This window comes from Kosmotoga sp. DU53 (genome assembly GCF_001639905.1).
Taxonomy (GTDB): Bacteria; Thermotogota; Thermotogae; order Petrotogales; family Kosmotogaceae; genus Kosmotoga; species Kosmotoga olearia.
This window is the reverse complement of the sequence record NZ_JGCK01000014.1, coordinates 82,365-98,217: the sequence shown is the minus strand read 5'-3', so window position 1 is coordinate 98,217 and position 15,853 is coordinate 82,365. Positions and strand designations below refer to the sequence as shown.

12 protein-coding genes and 1 pseudogene are annotated in these 15,853 nt (G+C 39.6%); 5 read left to right on the top strand and 8 right to left on the bottom strand.

The annotated features are described in order from the left end of the window. Positions 1-788: pseudogene (locus tag DU53_RS11780) on the bottom strand (transposase); the annotation flags it as partial. Between the two features lie 284 nt (positions 789-1,072). Beyond that, complete coding sequence (locus tag DU53_RS01960) at positions 1,073-1,804, bottom strand: Nif3-like dinuclear metal center hexameric protein (RefSeq protein WP_063727159.1); 732 nt, start codon at positions 1,802-1,804, stop codon at positions 1,073-1,075. Between the two features lie 141 nt (positions 1,805-1,945). Between DU53_RS01960 and DU53_RS01955 the strand changes: the two genes are divergently transcribed. Continuing rightward, positions 1,946-2,842: a 4Fe-4S binding protein gene (locus DU53_RS01955; RefSeq protein WP_012744925.1), complete on the top strand. Its 897-nt coding sequence runs from the start codon at positions 1,946-1,948 to the stop codon at positions 2,840-2,842. Between the two features lies 1 nt (position 2,843). Then, positions 2,844-3,482, top strand: coding sequence for a hypothetical protein (locus tag DU53_RS01950; RefSeq protein ID WP_012744924.1), 639 nt, complete (start codon positions 2,844-2,846; stop codon positions 3,480-3,482). 20 nt (positions 3,483-3,502) lie between these two features. On the opposite strand, the gene DU53_RS01945 is transcribed toward DU53_RS01950, so the two are convergent. After that, a complete protein-coding gene (locus DU53_RS01945; protein WP_012744923.1) occupies positions 3,503-4,513 on the bottom strand; it encodes a phospholipase in 1,011 nt (336 codons plus the stop codon). A gap of 152 nt (positions 4,514-4,665) precedes the next feature. Here DU53_RS01945 and DU53_RS01940 point away from each other — a divergent pair, with 152 nt between their 5' ends. Then, a complete protein-coding gene (locus DU53_RS01940; protein WP_012744922.1) occupies positions 4,666-5,301 on the top strand; it encodes a hypothetical protein in 636 nt (211 codons plus the stop codon). A gap of 2 nt (positions 5,302-5,303) precedes the next feature. Here DU53_RS01940 and DU53_RS01935 read toward each other — a convergent pair whose 3' ends face one another. Together DU53_RS01935 and DU53_RS01930 are read right to left on the bottom strand one after the other, a co-directional pair. After that, positions 5,304-6,563: a glycoside hydrolase family 1 protein gene (locus DU53_RS01935; RefSeq protein WP_369816065.1), complete on the bottom strand. Its 1,260-nt coding sequence runs from the start codon at positions 6,561-6,563 to the stop codon at positions 5,304-5,306. A gap of 12 nt (positions 6,564-6,575) precedes the next feature. Beyond that, the gene (locus tag DU53_RS01930) at positions 6,576-9,704 is read right to left on the bottom strand and encodes an efflux RND transporter permease subunit (protein WP_063727157.1); all 3,129 of its coding nucleotides are present in this window, start codon (positions 9,702-9,704) and stop codon (positions 6,576-6,578) included. A gap of 131 nt (positions 9,705-9,835) precedes the next feature. Between DU53_RS01930 and DU53_RS01925 the strand changes: the two genes are divergently transcribed. Next, on the top strand, positions 9,836-10,711 hold the full coding sequence (locus DU53_RS01925; protein WP_012744919.1) for a carbohydrate kinase family protein: 876 nt from the start codon (positions 9,836-9,838) through the stop codon (positions 10,709-10,711). Between the two features lie 26 nt (positions 10,712-10,737). On the opposite strand, the gene DU53_RS01920 is transcribed toward DU53_RS01925, so the two are convergent. The 3 genes from DU53_RS01920 to DU53_RS01910 are packed head-to-tail and all read right to left on the bottom strand — an operon-like array spanning position 10,738 to position 13,569. Further along, a complete protein-coding gene (locus DU53_RS01920; RefSeq protein ID WP_012744918.1) occupies positions 10,738-11,421 on the bottom strand; it encodes a YjjG family noncanonical pyrimidine nucleotidase in 684 nt (227 codons plus the stop codon). Next, a complete protein-coding gene (locus tag DU53_RS01915) occupies positions 11,418-12,377 on the bottom strand; it encodes an alcohol dehydrogenase catalytic domain-containing protein (protein ID WP_012744917.1) in 960 nt (319 codons plus the stop codon). Before DU53_RS01915 ends, DU53_RS01920 begins: the two co-directional genes overlap by 4 nt. A 1-nt stretch (position 12,378) precedes the next feature. Continuing rightward, complete coding sequence (locus DU53_RS01910) at positions 12,379-13,569, bottom strand: PLP-dependent aspartate aminotransferase family protein (RefSeq protein WP_041288618.1); 1,191 nt, start codon at positions 13,567-13,569, stop codon at positions 12,379-12,381. A gap of 571 nt (positions 13,570-14,140) precedes the next feature. Between DU53_RS01910 and DU53_RS01905 the strand changes: the two genes are divergently transcribed. Then, positions 14,141-15,703, top strand: a complete 1,563-nt coding sequence (locus DU53_RS01905) for a 4Fe-4S binding protein (RefSeq protein WP_012744915.1) — start codon at positions 14,141-14,143, stop codon at positions 15,701-15,703. The last annotated feature ends 150 nt before the right edge of the window (positions 15,704-15,853 follow it).

The window sequence follows — 15,853 nt, the reverse complement described above, 5'->3', positions numbered from 1 at the left end:
ACGCCTTTTGTACTTCCCAACAAGTCCAAGCTTTTTCCTGAGTCGGTGCAATTTCTTGTGATTTACTATGATTCCGTATACGTTCCGGATATATCTGGCTATCTTTTTTGAACCCATGTACTTCAAATAATATTCCTCCTGTAAAGGAGATTCGATCGCATTAAACCACAGCAGCAGTTTTTCTATCTCTTCGTCTTTTGTGATACCTCCAAAAACATTAAAGGCATAACCTCTTTCCTTTCTTCCTCTCCTGCCTTTCAGGAAAAAGCCCGGATTCTTGCTCCTGTAATAGCTGCTCCTTGGTATCTCTAAAACTTCAAGAACAAAACCAACACGAAATCCCCAATTTATGTACTTGTTAGCAATACAGAGGATCGTAATATCTGTTACTTTTTTCCCTGGTTCTCTTCCACGTTCGTTTTTTTTAATTTTTCCTTGAGCATTCTTATTCTCAGGTCTCTCTCAGCAAGTTCCAATTTCAATCTTTCCAATTCGGCCTTCATTTCTTCAGGATCATCACTGTGTTCTTTTATCTTATCCAGGCCGAGCTCTTCTTTAAGAAAAGCGGGTATCTTGCTTTCATCTGCTATGAATGAACGCTTCCTTTTCGGAGGCTGGAACGCATTTTCTTTGTATCTTTCGTAGCGCTTTACCCAACTCATGATAAGTGAAGCATCCACATCATATTCGACTCCCAATTCTCTGTAACTCTTGTCTGTCCCTAAATACTCCTTAACCAATTTGATTTTGAATTCTGAACTGTATCTTCGCGGTGTTTTTTCTTTCATTCCTTTTACCCCCTTTTTCTTTCCTTTATTCTATGCTGTTGCTCTCCTTTTGTCCAATCCTTTTAGGGGGTAAATATGAAGTTCTTTGCGTACAACCTACAATCCACAACCTGCAACGATTTTGCATTTTGCATTCTCGGATCTCGAATCTCGGTTCTCGAAGCTTTTTCCAACCCCCGGACCCTATACCCGTCCTTTTGTTCTTGCTGCCTTCGCAAGCGTCGCTCCATCAGCTGACAGCCTTGCAAGCGTCCTGTTTTTTCTCGAACTCTCGGATTCTCGGTTTAGACCTCATTCCAAACATCTATAAAAACTACTTCCAGATCTAGATTTTCTTTGAGGAGCTTCCCAAGATTTTTAACGCCGAAGGTTTCTGTGGCGTAATGTCCCGCGTTGATAAAATTGATTCCCATTTCTCTGGCTTCATCTCTTGTCTGTTCTTTCACTTCGCCAGTAATGAATGTATCAACTTTTCCTTCAACCTTTCTGAGGTCACCTGCTGCACCACCGGAAATCACGCAAACTTTTTTTACAAAATCAGAATTCACGTATTTTAATATCGGTTGGTTCGGGAAAATTTGCTTTAATCTCTTATAAAAATCATCAAATGAGACTGCTTCTTCGTACTCACCAATGTATCCGACTTCAACCTGTTCACCGGGTTCGAGACCAAGAAGTTTCAATATGGTTGCATTGTTACCGTATTCCCGGTGAGCATCTAACGGAAGATGATAGCCCATGAGGGTTAGATCGTTCTTGATGACCTTCTCAACCCTGCGTTTTATATATCCTTTGAGTGAAAAGAAACCACTTCCAAATATCCCATGGTGTACAAGGAGCATGTCAACCCTTTCTTCGAGAGCATGGTCGATAAAAGCTTTGTTAAAGGAAACGCCAACAGCTACCTTTTTTACCTCGTGCCTTCCTTCGATTTGTATTCCGTTATAACAGTAATCGGTGTAATTCCATGGTTCCAGAATCTCATTTAGATAATTTTCGATTTCAAAAATTTTCATGTTCCATCCCTCCTGAACAAACGTTGTCAAAGGAATTATACAGGAGCAACAAAGAAAAAGCATTTTTTCTAAGTGTTTTCTAAAGGAGTTTTAAGCAAATTCTAAGTTTAAGGTTTTAGACTGCTTTTGGAGGTGAGAATTATGAAGAATATAAGGAGATTTTTTTTAGTAGTGCTAGTGATTTTTTTCACGTATATACTCTTTGCCGATTCATTCCCAGGTGATCTTGACTTCAATCTTCCTGGAAGTCAAACACAAATCCAGGATCAGGTTCAACAGTCTTCTTACTGGAAACATGACCTGTTGTGGAAGACACTCGCTGTTGGTGGCCTTTCAGCGATCGGAATCTGGATAACTTTGAGAAGAGCCTTCAAGTACAGAAAAGTTCTCATGATTGTTTCTATAGCAATTTTGGGGTTCTTGTTTGGAGGTGTGCTTTGTCCTGTCACGACAGTACAAAACGTGCTCTTTAAGTATGAGACCGCTTATCTTCTGATGTTTCTGATACCAGTGATTATAAGTTTTATCTTTGGCAGGATTTATTGTGGATATGTTTGTCCTTTTGGAGGAGTACAGGAATTACTTTACATGAAAAAATATGGCAAGAAAGTTCCGTACAAAACAGATAAACTTTTGAGGTATGTGAAATACATTGTTCTTGCTATCGTCGTAATAGCTGCACTTTCAGCCGGGAGGGTTTTCAGCGGATTTACTCCCTTCAAAAGTTTGTTCACTTTTGAATTCGCGATAATTGGTATTCTTATAACCACTGTATTTGCTATTCTGTCAATTTTCATCTACAGGCCTTTCTGTAAATATCTTTGCCCTTACGGAGCTTTGATGGCTTTTGCTTCAAGATTCAGTATATTCAAAGTGAAGAAAAATGATAGTTGTGTCAACTGTAATCTGTGTTTGAAAAAGTGCCCTATGGGTGCTATGGAAACACCTGGTGAAGTTTCAGATGAATGTATAATGTGCGGCGAATGTTGTTGCGCTTGCCCAAAAAATTCCTTAGAGATTAAATCTGGAGGTGATTGATATGAAAAAGGTATTCCTGTTCACTATTTTGCTGGTGTCAACATTTGCGCTTTCCTGTGTTTTCAGCTTTGAACCAGAGGTAGTATCTGGTAAAGTAGGCGATATCGTGATCATTAAGGTTAGCGTGGAAAAAACGCATTGGCGTTGTGTTCTTGATTCAATGGACGATTATCATTTTGAATTCGAGAATGTCCAGGTATTGGGTGAAACATCCTGGAATCAAATTGACAGTCGCATTTACGAAAAATGGTTTAAACTCAGTCTTTCGGAAGTAGGAGAAGGGTTTGTGAAGATATGGAAGAACTGTACTAAAGAAGGTTACGATGAATCCATATTACCCGTAACCGTATCTGCAAATACCGAATTGCTCGAAAAAATCAGTGAAGGCAGTTTCCCGGTAGATACTCCTCTCAACGTTGAAAGCACTTTGGTAGAAAGCTTTTATCAGGACGCAGAGAAAACGGTTAACAAAATAACTCTTAAGGATGTTGAATTCGAGCTTCCCATTGAGGTTTATTTGAAAGCAGGAGATGTTTACGTTCTGTATTCCAAGGATTATCCGTATCCGATAGCTGTTGCTGGAGAAGATTTCTTTTACAGGTTCGATTACTATATTTTAGCAAGTATGTCCCGGGAATAATTCCCGGGACTTTGATATTATTAGTGTAGGTTATCTTCCCAACGCATTTCTTCGTTCATGTAGATGAGGTAGCCTTTAATATAAGAAGCAACTTTTCCAAGGAGATCGGCTGTCAATTCCTCAAGTTTTTTGGTTTTTCCTTCGACGGTTAGAAGATCAAAGTAAGCTGGACTTGGCATGAATTCAGAAGAAACCTCCAAGTCATCCTTCATGATCTTTTTCATTTCGTAGTAAATTTTGTGGAGTTTTCTTCTTGCATATATTCTTAACCTTAAGGCATCTTTTCTGGGATCAGTTATTTTGATCGGTTTTGCTGTTTTAATTGCTTCTACAACTTTTGCATTTTGGTTCCAGAGTAAATATCCAGAGTAATAGTCATATACCAGATGGTAGTTGGTGAACACAGTCATCCATTTATTCATATCGATCATGAGTTTTAGAAGTTCGCAAAATGGAGCCGGGAAGGTATGATAGGGCTGTCCTATGTCCTCGAAGTAATGTATCGCCCGCCCCATGAATCTGAAAGCCCAGTAAGGGTCTCCTTTTTCCCACGCTTTTTTTGAAAGTTCGGTAAAGTATGCCACGCTTTCCGAAACTTCTCCGAAACGTAGCCAGAACAGATGATATTCCATATGCCTCCAACCCTGGCTACCTCCTGTCATCCACTGCAGATTGCTTAGCTCAAGATTCTGATCCATTCCAAGATCGGGTTCGTATGAATAAACTGAAAGGATTTGCCAGATAGGTGCTTTCCCGTTTTCAAGCTTTGAGTTTTCAAAAACAGGCTTAAAAAGTCTGTTGTCTTCACCGGGAATGTAATCTTTACCGAGTAAATCATCAAAGGAAGCTTTCTCAAGGTTGTATTCCCTTGTTTCAAGATTTTCGTAGGAATACACGGTTATCGGTACTTCAAAAGAGAAATCCATGTTTAAGCTTTTAAGAATATAGTACGTTAAAACGTCATGGCCAGACCAGGCAAATATGGTGCCAGCAAGAAGTAAGAGGATAATTACATCCAGAAACTTCTTCATCCAATTCCCTCCTTTTATTAGAAACTGGTTAAATTTTATCACTTTCACAAAGAATTCTTTACGAAATTCATCGCCATGATCTTTAGACAACCCTCTTTTTTTGTTGGATTTAATTCGCGAAGATAATAACATAGTCATAGAGGTGATATGTTTTGGATCGAAAACGTTGGCTTGATATGTATCGTGCACCAAACGAATCAACACCGGAAGATTCAAGTAACTCATTGTTGTCTGACACTGCCTTCAGAGGGATATTTTCTGAATTTATGAGTTATTTCAAACCCGGAGAAATAATAGTGGATGTTAACTGCAGTGCGTACGCGTTATGGAAAAAACTGATTGAAAGTAATACAAAAATTGTTGGGCTCCTTCTGGAGGATTCAAATGAAGTTGTCAAGAGTAATAAAAAGGGTGTTTGTAAGGTCCTTTTAGAAAAAACAGCAATGGGTTATGTAGGAACGTTCAATGGATTCCTTTGTATAAACGTTATGAACACATGTACGCCTGAATCCACTCTGAATCTGATCGGATGGCTTTACAGAGCATTGAAACATAGCGCTAAAGGTCTCGTGGTAGCCGAAACGAGTGAAGCGGAAAGGGCCTCTAAAACAGTTAATGCGATGAAATCCCGAGGAATACCGGCGTTTATTGGTGAATTTATCGAAGCAGGGGTTTATCATTTTAAACCTCCCGAAAATGTTTTGAGAGGGCTTTTTATTGGCGCAGGATTTGAGGTTCTGAAAGTTGTTTCAAAAAACAACAAGCTTTATATGCTACTCAGGAAATAATTTTAATCATCATCTGTAAGTGCGTTGTTTTTAATAACATCAGCATATTTTGAAGCACTTGACCTGGGAACGAGTTCGAGGGGATTTCTTTTTGTTTTGTACAGACCAAACTTCATGGAGTAGCCTTCGCTCCACTCAAAGTTGTCCATCAAAGACCAGTACATGTAACCTATTACTTTCGCACCTCCTTTAAGCGACTTGTGAACCGCTTCCAGTGCTTTTTTTATATATTTCCACCGTTTTTCGTCGGTGGCGTCAGCGATGCCGTTTTCCGTTATTAAAATTGGTAAAGAGTAATCTTTATGACATTTCATGATAATTGTCCTCAAACCCTCAGGATAGAATTCATAACCCATATCCGTCTTCTTGTTCCCGGTATCTACAAGTTCTGGTTCAGGTTTTGAGTATTTGACGAAATATCTTGTATAGTAGTTAACACCAATGAAATCGAGTTTATCTTTCAGCTTTTTATTTTTTTCTCCTGAGCCAATTGGTTTGTAGAACTTACCGTGTTTTATTGAGTCCAAAAATGCATAATTGTAGGTTTTGTTAAGTGTGAAAGCTGTTATTATGTCAAGCGGATGCCATTTTCTGTATGGATAGAAAGGCACAAAATTGTAAGCTACACTGACCATTGCAGAAGGATATCTGGACTTTATTATGTCGTATGCTTCCGTGTGAGCTATCAAAAGGTTCTTTAAAACTTGAAAAGCTCGTCCACGATCTTTGACTTCTGGTGGCCATTCGCCCATAAGATAAGATTTAATCGCATAGACATTTGGCTCATTTATCGTTATCCAGAATGGTACAAACTCTCCTAAGGTATCAACAACTTTGTTTACGTATCTAAGAAAGTAACGAAGATTTTCTCTGCTTTCCCAACCACCGATTTCAGCGAACCATTGGGGATTGACGAAATGATGCAGCGTTATGATAGGCTTTATATTTGCTTCTACTAATTTAATAGTAAAATCTCTGTATTTATTCAGAGATTCTTCATCGAACTTGTTGAGTTTTGGTTCTACCCTGGCCCATTCTATGGAGTAACGATAAGCCTTAACACTCAATTTTTTGAGAATCTCAAGATCTCTATCAAGTTGATTCCAGCTATCACAAGCTGTTTCGGAAGTATCTCCGTTTTTTACCTTTCCTTCCATTTCCCATTTGTACCAATCAGAAAAATAGTTTCCCCCTTCTATTTGATGGCCTGCGGTTGCTACGCCCCACATAAATCCAGCTGGGAAGCTTTTCAAACCAATCACCCCTTTACCATTTTAGCATCTTATACCTTTTTCAGAAAAAGTCTTTTTTTTAGTAAAGCGGAGAGAGATTTTGTCTATTATGTCATAAAGCAAGGGGATGAGGAATAGGGTGAAAACCATTCCCATCAGAAGACCTCCAACGACTGTTAGAGCCATAGGTCTGTCAAGTTCTGAACCTGCGGCATTCGAAACAGCTGTTGGAATTAGTGCAATAATAGTAGTCAGGGTGGTCATCAATATTGGTCTTGATCGTCTAGCAGCTCCTTCAATAATAGCTTCACGCTTCTCCATCCCTCTTTCTCTTAATTGGTTTATGTAAGTTATCATGACAATTCCATTGTTGACAGTAATTCCAGCAAGGGTCAACATTCCCATAAGCGTGCTCACATTCACAGTGATTCCTGTGAGATAAACTACTAAAGCTACTCCGACCAGGGCCATTGGCAATGTGAAGAATATTACCAGTGGATAAACCAGAGATTCGAACTGTGCACCTATTATCAGGTACATCAGAATGATTCCCATGATCATCGCTTTTAGAAACTGCGTCACTGTTTCCTGTAAATTCGCTGCCTGACCACCAATTTCAGGCCTGTTTTCAGCTTTATACTCACTATCGACCATATTTTCAATATCTTTAACAACATCACCAAGAGGTCTATTAAAAACCGAAGCATTTACAAATGCTATCCTCTGGCCGTCTCTATGGAATATGGTTGATGGAACGACTTTTTTCTTTAAATCGGCGATCATGCCCATGTACGCGTCTTTTGCCGAAAAGGAGGGGATTTTAATTTTTCTTATTGTGTCTGGATTCAGAGAATCCTTTAGGTGAAGGATAATGGGTATATTTTCACCATCAATGAAGATATTCCCTGTATTAATTCCCACTGTATAGGGTTGTACCGCACCAAGCGCTTGCATGAAAAATACGCCAGCTGTCAATGCTTTGCCTCTGTCGATACTCAATTCGTAAACCTGTTGTTGTTTTCTAAAGCTCGTGGTGACATCAATAACACCGGATATTTTCTCGAGCTTTCTCGCGAATTCTTCGGCCAATTGACGGAGTTTTTCTAAATCGTTATCATAAAAGGTTACCCGGATCTGGGTCCCGAAGATGCTTTCAACCTCTATTGCACCTGAGGATATCTTGTAAGAACCGTTGTATTTTTTCATTACCTTCTCAATATGTGACCTTAAAGATTCGGCTATTTCTGAAGAGCTTTTGTCCCTTTTGTTCGAGGGGGTTAGATTTATCTGCATGTCGGCTTCATTTTCCTGAATACCTCGTAATGCACTTAATATGGTTCCGGGTTGACCGAAGACGCTGTAAGTAGAAACGATGTGTAGCTCATCTTTGTTTTCCATAAGGTAGCTTTCAATTTCTTCCAGTGCTTTGGAGACTACCGTATAGGGAGTGTTAGATGGCAGCGCAAAGCTGACGTTTAAAACACCGCTGTCAACTTCAGGAATGAATTCAAGCCCTTTGGACAGTAACCCGAACACTGAAATAACGAAGATAATTACGAACGCGATTATAACGCCTTTTTTATGCGTGAGGAGTTTGTCGAGGACTCTTTTGTATCCTTTTAAAATTCTGTGATCTCTGGACGGTTTGGCTTTAACTATATTAGCAAAAGCGGGAACCACCGTTATTGCAATAAAGAAAGAAGCGATGAGGGTAAAGGACAGAGAAATCGCGAAGAATTTGAACAACTGTGCCGCAAAACCTGTTATAAAGGCGAAAGGAACGAACATTGCTAAAGTGGTCATCGTTGAAGCAAATATCGCTCCTACGACTTCTCTTCCCCCTTTTGATGCAGCTTCCACAGGGTTCATCTTTTCCTCAAGGTATCTGTATATCGCTTCGAGTATAACAATGCTGTTGTCAACAACCATCCCTACGGCAACAGTTAACCCCCCAAGTGTCATGAGGTCAAAATTGAGTTTTGAGAAATACATAAGCATGATGGCTGTAAGTAGAGAAAGGGGAATGGATACCGTGACTGCTAGTGTAGCGCTAACACTTCGTAAAAACAGGTATATTACTATTGTCGCAACTATCGCACCGAGAAGAAGATTTTTGAAAAGACCGTTTATAGCCATGTTGGTGAATTCACTCGTGTCCGTGATTGTTTGAATAACTACTCCTGGATGCTCTTCCTTCCATAGTGAAAGTCTTTCACGAACTTTCTTTGCTACCTTTATTGTGTTCATTCCACCACGCTTTTGTACTACCAGAACGGCTGCAGATTCGGCATTAACTCTTACACCACCTCGAACTTCCTTTTGTTTTATCCCGACATCAGCAACCTGTTTTAATCTAACAGGTACAAAGAATGGTGGAAGCTTTAGTCCATCGGAAATACTTGATAACGACTGGAAGTTTATATATCTACTCATTCCCCTAAATCCTATTATTGTTTCTTCGAGTTCTTTTAAGGATGCGAACTTTGTACTGACGGATAGGGGATAAACGTTATCTTCCTCTGTTATCTTCCCCATGGGATATTTCATGCCTGCACTCAACATTATCTTTACGGAATCAAAAGGAATCTCCATTTTTTCGAGTTTTTCAGGATCGACGTCTATCAGGACTTCTTTGTCTGGAATTCCAAGAATCTCCACATTAGCAACGCCATCTAAACGTGAAAGATTCTGTTGCAAATCTTTTGAGAGTGTTTCTATGTTATTTGGCTCTTTCGTTCCAATACCAACCACGTATACTGGAATCATAGCAGGGTTGAATTCCACAACAATTGGATCAACGTCTTCAGGCAGGTCTCTGGCAAAGGCATCGATGAGCTCACGGATCTTTGAAACGGCATAGGAAATATCTGTTCCCCACTCAAATTCCACCTCAACAACAGAAAAACTGTCAAAGGAACGCGATGAAATTCTCTTAACACCGCTTACAAGACCGACAGCTTCTTCAATGGGATTTGTAACATTGACTTCAACCTCCTCAGGCCCGGCTCCGAGGTAGGGAGTAACCACCGCAGCATAAGGAAAGGATATGTTGGGAAAGAGATCTATAGGGATATCCTGCCAGGCAACTATTCCGAGAAGAATCAATGAAATGGTTAGGAGAAAAACAGATATGGGTTTTCTTGCGAAAGTTTCCAAAATATGTTTCCACATTTATTTTCTCCCCCCAGCGATTTCATTTAACCTGTCCCGTTGTTTTAATTTTACTCTTATTTCTTTTAATACTTTCCAACCAGGAATGCTGCATATATAATTTAAATAATAGTATAGACGGGAGTGATTTTATGATAGTTGTTATAGGGAACATAAATTTTGATATTATAGCCAGAACATCGCGATCAGAAAACAGGGAAGAGAATCGTGTAACCTCTTTAAGACTCGTTCTCGGTGGGACTGCTGCCAATACAGCTGTTCAACTCTCCAGGCTTGGAAATGAAGTGGCTTTAATAGGGGCTGTTGGAGACGATCTTTTTGGGGATTGGCTTATAAAAGAACTTGAAAATCGTAAGGTTTATACAAAAGGTATAAAAAAATTGTCGACATATCATACCGGTTTGTGTTTTGCAAATGTTGCGGATAAAGGCGAAAGATACCTTTATACTTATAGGGGAGCAAATGAAGCATTTATTCCTGAGCTTTCTGACTTTCCTGAATCAGAACTTTACTATCTCGCGGGGTTATCGGTGAAGCAGGCAGAGCATGTTGTTAGAACCCTTGAAGAAAAGCCAATTTTTTACTCGCCTGGAGGAATCGTGACTTTTGAAAGCCCCGAAAGGGTTCTTAGAATTGCAAGAAATGTGGATACATTGTTTTTAAATGAAGCGGAATGGGGGTTTCTAAAAGAATACGGGGAGCCAAAAGCAAAAAGAGTGATAGTTACTCGCGGTCATCTGGGTTCAACTTCCATAAAAGATGGAATAAAAGCCCCGGCTTATAAGATAGACGTAGTTGATACTACCGGAGCCGGTGATGCTTTCGCCGCTGGATTTATACATGCATTATTAAGAGAAGAAAATGCTCCCATAGAAGATTGTTTGAGTTTTGGCAACGTTATGGGAGCTATGGTATGCTCACATTATGGTGCTACTGGTGAATTCACCATAAGAGACATCAGAAAATTCATTGAAGAAAGAGAATTTTCTCTTTTGAAATACCTATAAGCTTAAAAATTCTGTATAAAAGGAGCTCACATAATCATTTCAAACAGTTCGTCATAACTTTTGGCGATTTTTAGATCGTTTAGTTTCGATATTCCTTTTCCCTTTGGTGCGTAAAGGATAAAATCCATTCCGACGTTTTTGGCGCCAACGTAATCCGTTTCCAGATTATCACCGACATAAAGAGAACGGTCTATCGGTACTCCGGAAATCTTAGCAGCTTCGAAGAAAATGTCCGGGGCCGGTTTAGCTTTCCCTACTTTTTCTGAAGTTAAAATGAATTCAAAGAACCTATCTAAATTAGCAATTTTGCTTCTGTTTTTTTGGACTAAATCGACGCCATTGGTTATTGCTGCCATTCTTTTTCCAGTTTTTTTGAGTTTTAGCAAAAATTTTTCAGCTCCTGGTAAAAAATAGGCGCGTTTTGAAAGTTCGATGAGGTAAGACTTTGAAGCTTCTTCAGGCGTAATTTTATTGAATCCAATAGTCTCAAAAAACTCCTGAAAGCGGGCAACAACGATATACTCTTTGGAGTATTTTCCGTCTGCCAGGGCTTTCCACCACTTTTTGTTGATTTCCTTATAAAGCGCAAGTTCTTTGGCATTCAGAGAGTATCCCCCGCTAGCCATGAGTGCTGTCAGAGCCTCAGCTTCTGAACGCTCAAAATCGAGAAGGGTACCATCAAGGTCGAAATAAACTATTTCGTATTTCATTTTTCCACCTCTAGAATAACTTTAAGTGTCCCTTTGGTTTTCGCCAGTTCAAAAGCTTCTAAAGCTTTTTCAAAGGGAAGAACCTGGGACACCAAGGGATTTACGTCAATCAAATCTTTCTCCAAAAGTTGTAAGGCTGGCTCAAATGGACCACATCTTGAACCTATTATATTTATCTCATTAACCACAACTTTAGAGAGATCAACAGAAGCTTTTGACGCATAAGTGCTTTTCAATACTACTGTTCCCTGGGGTCTGATGATGTTTAGAGCCGTTTCCAAACCGGCTTGATTCCCGGTGGCCTCGATAACAACGTCGAAAAATCTATCAAAACTTTGAACATCACCAGGAAACAATGTACTTACGCCTCTGTCAGAAACTATCTTCATTTTTTCAGGATGCTTGCCAACAAGAATATGTTTTACACCATGGGCGTTCAAAGAAAGAGAAATCAACAGGCCAAGTTTACCATCACCAATAACACAAACTCTGTCTGTTGGTTTGATGTGGACCTGTTCCAGTATCTGAATAGCGGCAGCTAAAGGTTCTACAAAAACTGCTTGGCGGTTAGAAACTTTCGAAGGGACTTCGTGAAGGTTTTCAACGGGGAGAACAAGATACTCAGCGAAGGCTCCATTCCAGTCCTTTATACCGAGTACCTTTATATTCCGACAATGTTTTTTCAACCCTATTTTACACAGATCACACTCATTACAGGCTATATTGATCTCCCCGACAACACGTTTCCCCACCCAACGTGGATCAGCGGACTTTTCAACAATTCCAACGAACTCGTGACCTGGAATGCCTTTGAATCCCATGTAACCTTTCACTATCTCAATATCCGTGTTACATATACCTGCTGCTAAAACCTTTATAAGTGCTTCGCCATCTTCTGGAGATGGTTTTGGAACCTCGACCATGGAAAGCTTCTCATCGAAGTACAGGGCACGCATATCACTCAACTCCTTTAAGGGCTCTCTCGATATCCTCTATAAGATCATCCGGGTGTTCCAATCCGGTAGATATTCGCACGGTTTTTCTCGAGAATCCAAACTCGTGCAGTTTTTCTTCGGGATAATCCCTATGAGTCATAAGAGCTGGAACTTCAACGAGGGTTTCAGCGTCCCCGAGGCTAACAGCAAGTTTTATAAGCTTAAGGTTGCGAACAAAAGCCTTCGCCGTTTCCACGTCACCTTTGAGTTCAAAGCTGACAATACCACCAAATCCAGTCATTTGTTTTCTTGCCAGCTCATGGCCAGGATGTTCTTCTAACCCGGGATACATGATCTTTTCAACGAGAGGATGATTTTTGAGATATCGCACAATTGCCATAGCGTTCTCCTCATGCCGTTTCATTCTTAATGAAAGTGTTTTTAATCCCCTTAAGAGGAGCCAGGCATTAAATGGGCTCAAAACACCTCCCAATTCGCACATATAGCCAAACTTTAATCTGTGAATGTACTCCTGATCTTTAGAAATTGCTACACCAGCAACAACGTCCCCATGACCGGAAATATATTTTGTTGCACTATGAACAACAACGTCAGCCCCAAGTTCGAGGGGTTTCTGAAAGTACGGTGTTGCAAAGGTGTTATCCACAACAACTTTGATGCCATAATTTCTTGCGATTTTAGATAACTCAGCAATATCAATTATCTCCAGAGATGGATTTGTTGGAGTTTCAAGATAAAGCACCTTTGTTTTTGGGGTGATACTCTTTTCAACTTGTTTTAAGTCTGACATGTTCACATAGCGTGTAATTATTCCATAATTCGGAAAAAGATGCGCGGTAGCCCCAAAAGTTGAACCATAGAGGTTTCTGTGCGCAAGGATTTCATCACCATTTTTAACAAAGGACAACAAAACAGAAGTTATAGCCGCCATACCAGAAGCAAAGGCTACGGAATCAACACCGGATTCCAGAGCAGCCATTCTAGCTTCAAAAAGGTTTATCGTTGGATTCCCACCTCTGGTATAAACAAATGCCTTTCGTTTGAAGCTGAATGTATCGTCAGCTTGCTGTAAGTCCGTAAAAGTGAACGTCGAGGTCATGTATATAGGTGGATTTAATGCTTGATTTTGATCGGTTTTTTCAGCCGCATGTATCGCAAGAGTATCAAAATGAAGATCTTTATTTTCCACGATTTTCAGACCCTCCTTATAGACTACGTTTATTTAATTATATCCCTACAAATGAACTTGTGCTGAAATTTTAACAGAGTCACATAGAAGGCAAAAAAGAACAAGGGCTTAGAATCTTAAAAAGAATCCAGGTTTTAAGCAGAAAACAATGATGAAAAACCCCCTTGACAATCAGGATGACTTAAATCCTTTTATCAAGGGGGCTAGTGGTACTTTTCATTTTACAATGAAAAGGTTCTTGGTACCTCAGCGGTCGATTCTCATTTTCGGGGAGTTCCGGTGGCGTTTCTCCTTAAAAATACAGCAGCCCACTAATGATTTCTTTTAACACTTCATCTCTTCGTTGTTGAGAAGTTGTTGTTTTACTAAAAATATTTTATCTAAAAATAGATAAATCAAGAAGCGAACCAAAATAAACTTAAGCCAAGAAGCCATGAAAAAAGTAAAACTGCAACTGTATTTTGTGAATAATCTAAGGATTTTCTAAGTAATATCTAAGCTTTTTTTAAGCTTAAAATACTAGGATACGATAAGTGAAAAACATCACATTATTTTTGGATTCAGGAGGGAGAGTATGAAGGTTCAAAGGTTGAGACTCTGGATTCAGATTTTTTTTGTGGCGTTGATCGTATTCATATCTGTAGGCCACTATCTTGATGAAAAAAACATTTACACAATCCCGGGTGTTGCGAGTATTCATGCGATTTGTCCCTTTGGCGGGGTTGTGACGATGTACAATTTTGTAACTACCGGTGACTACGTTAAAAAACTTCACCAGTCGAATTTCATCATGATCCTGGCACTCATAATTCTCCTGGTTCTTACGGGGGCGTCATTCTGTGGTTGGATCTGTCCACTTGGAAGTGTTCAGGAGTGGTTCGGTAAGCTTGGAAGAAAAATATTTAGAAAGCATTACAATAAAGTACCGAAGAAACTGGATAAGGTACTTAGATTTGGTAAGTATTTTGTGCTTGGCTACATCGTAATTCAAACCGCGAGAACAGTCAACCTTGTCTTTGCTGATTTTGACCCGTATTACAATCTATTCAACATATGGACCGACGAAATAGCGTTGTCAGGATACATTGTAGTTGCGTTGACATTAGGATTATCCTTGCTCATAGAACGACCATTTTGTAGATATGCCTGTCCCCTTGGAGCTATCAATGGGCTTTTCAATTCTTTCAGCTTGTTGAATATAAAGCGCTATGAAAACACCTGTGTAAACTGTGGACAATGTGATAGAGCTTGTCCGGTTGGAATTGTTGTGTCCAAAACAGACGCACTTAGAAGCCCAAGTTGTATTAGATGTCTCAAATGTGTGGAAAGCTGTCCAATCAATGAAAAGAATAAAGACACGCTCAAGTTGGATCTTATCCCGGCAAAGAAAGAAAAGAAGCCAAGAAAGGTGATTCCGAATACTGCCTATGTTGTTCTTGTGTTAGTTGCCTTTATTGCCCCAATAGCGATAGCAATGGCCAATGGTGCTTTTATAACTGAAAGAATAAAAACTTACGAGACAACGGACGACATACGTGGGTCTTCAACATTACAGGAAATACTTGATCACTACGATGTATCTAAAGGTGTGTTGTACGGTTCTTTGGGAATACCTCAGAGCATTCCGACTGAAACAAAGCTAAAGGATTTGGCTGAGTTAATAGGAATCCCTGAAGAGGAGGAAATTATTTCTCCGGAAGTGATTAGAACAGCTGTGGAAGTAATAAACCAACCGGTGGAAGAGTTGTACTCTGTCGCAAATATAGATTCATCAGAATTATCTGAAATAATTAAAAATGCAGGTCTTGATGAAGGAGCTACTGTGAAACAACTTGTTATGAAATCTGAGCCAGGTGTTTTAGCATATATCATTAGTGGCAAATGGCCATCCGATTATATTGCGCAGACTGGTGAAGATGAACTGGTGTATCAACCCGAAAAAGAAACGACAGAAGTCAGTATAAAGGGTTCCACCACCCTGGGAGAAATAAAAGAACTGGTACCAGATTTTGAAGCTTTCTTACAGGAATTCGGTATATCAGAAGATGAACCGTTGACCGCTATGTTGAAGGATTTGAAATCAAAATATGGTTTTGAAATTTCGGCGATTCGGGAATATGTGGATAGTCAGCAGTAAAGCTCCCCCTGAATCAACGGGCCATTTAGGCCCGTTTTTATTTGGTAGATTCTTGAGTTTTATTCTACGTTTTTCACGGGCTGGATCAAAAATGCGAAGGTGAATTTAGTTTGTTTAGCTTATCAAATGATATAATATTGCGGAAGAATG

Coding starts and splice junctions, on each gene's coding strand:
- DU53_RS01950 (WP_012744924.1), top strand. CDS start 2,844: ATGAAAAAGGTATTCCTGTTCACTATTTTGCTGGTGTCAACATTTGCG.
- DU53_RS01925 (WP_012744919.1), top strand. CDS start 9,836: ATGATAGTTGTTATAGGGAACATAAATTTTGATATTATAGCCAGAACA.
- DU53_RS01905 (WP_012744915.1), top strand. CDS start 14,141: ATGAAGGTTCAAAGGTTGAGACTCTGGATTCAGATTTTTTTTGTGGCG.
- DU53_RS01945 (WP_012744923.1), bottom strand. CDS start 4,513: ATGAAGAAGTTTCTGGATGTAATTATCCTCTTACTTCTTGCTGGCACC.
- DU53_RS01920 (WP_012744918.1), bottom strand. CDS start 11,421: ATGAAATACGAAATAGTTTATTTCGACCTTGATGGTACCCTTCTCGAT.
- DU53_RS01930 (WP_063727157.1), bottom strand. CDS start 9,704: ATGTGGAAACATATTTTGGAAACTTTCGCAAGAAAACCCATATCTGTT.
- DU53_RS01955 (WP_012744925.1), top strand. CDS start 1,946: ATGAAGAATATAAGGAGATTTTTTTTAGTAGTGCTAGTGATTTTTTTC.
- DU53_RS01960 (WP_063727159.1), bottom strand. CDS start 1,804: ATGAAAATTTTTGAAATCGAAAATTATCTAAATGAGATTCTGGAACCA.
- DU53_RS01915 (WP_012744917.1), bottom strand. CDS start 12,377: ATGCGTGCCCTGTACTTCGATGAGAAGCTTTCCATGGTCGAGGTTCCA.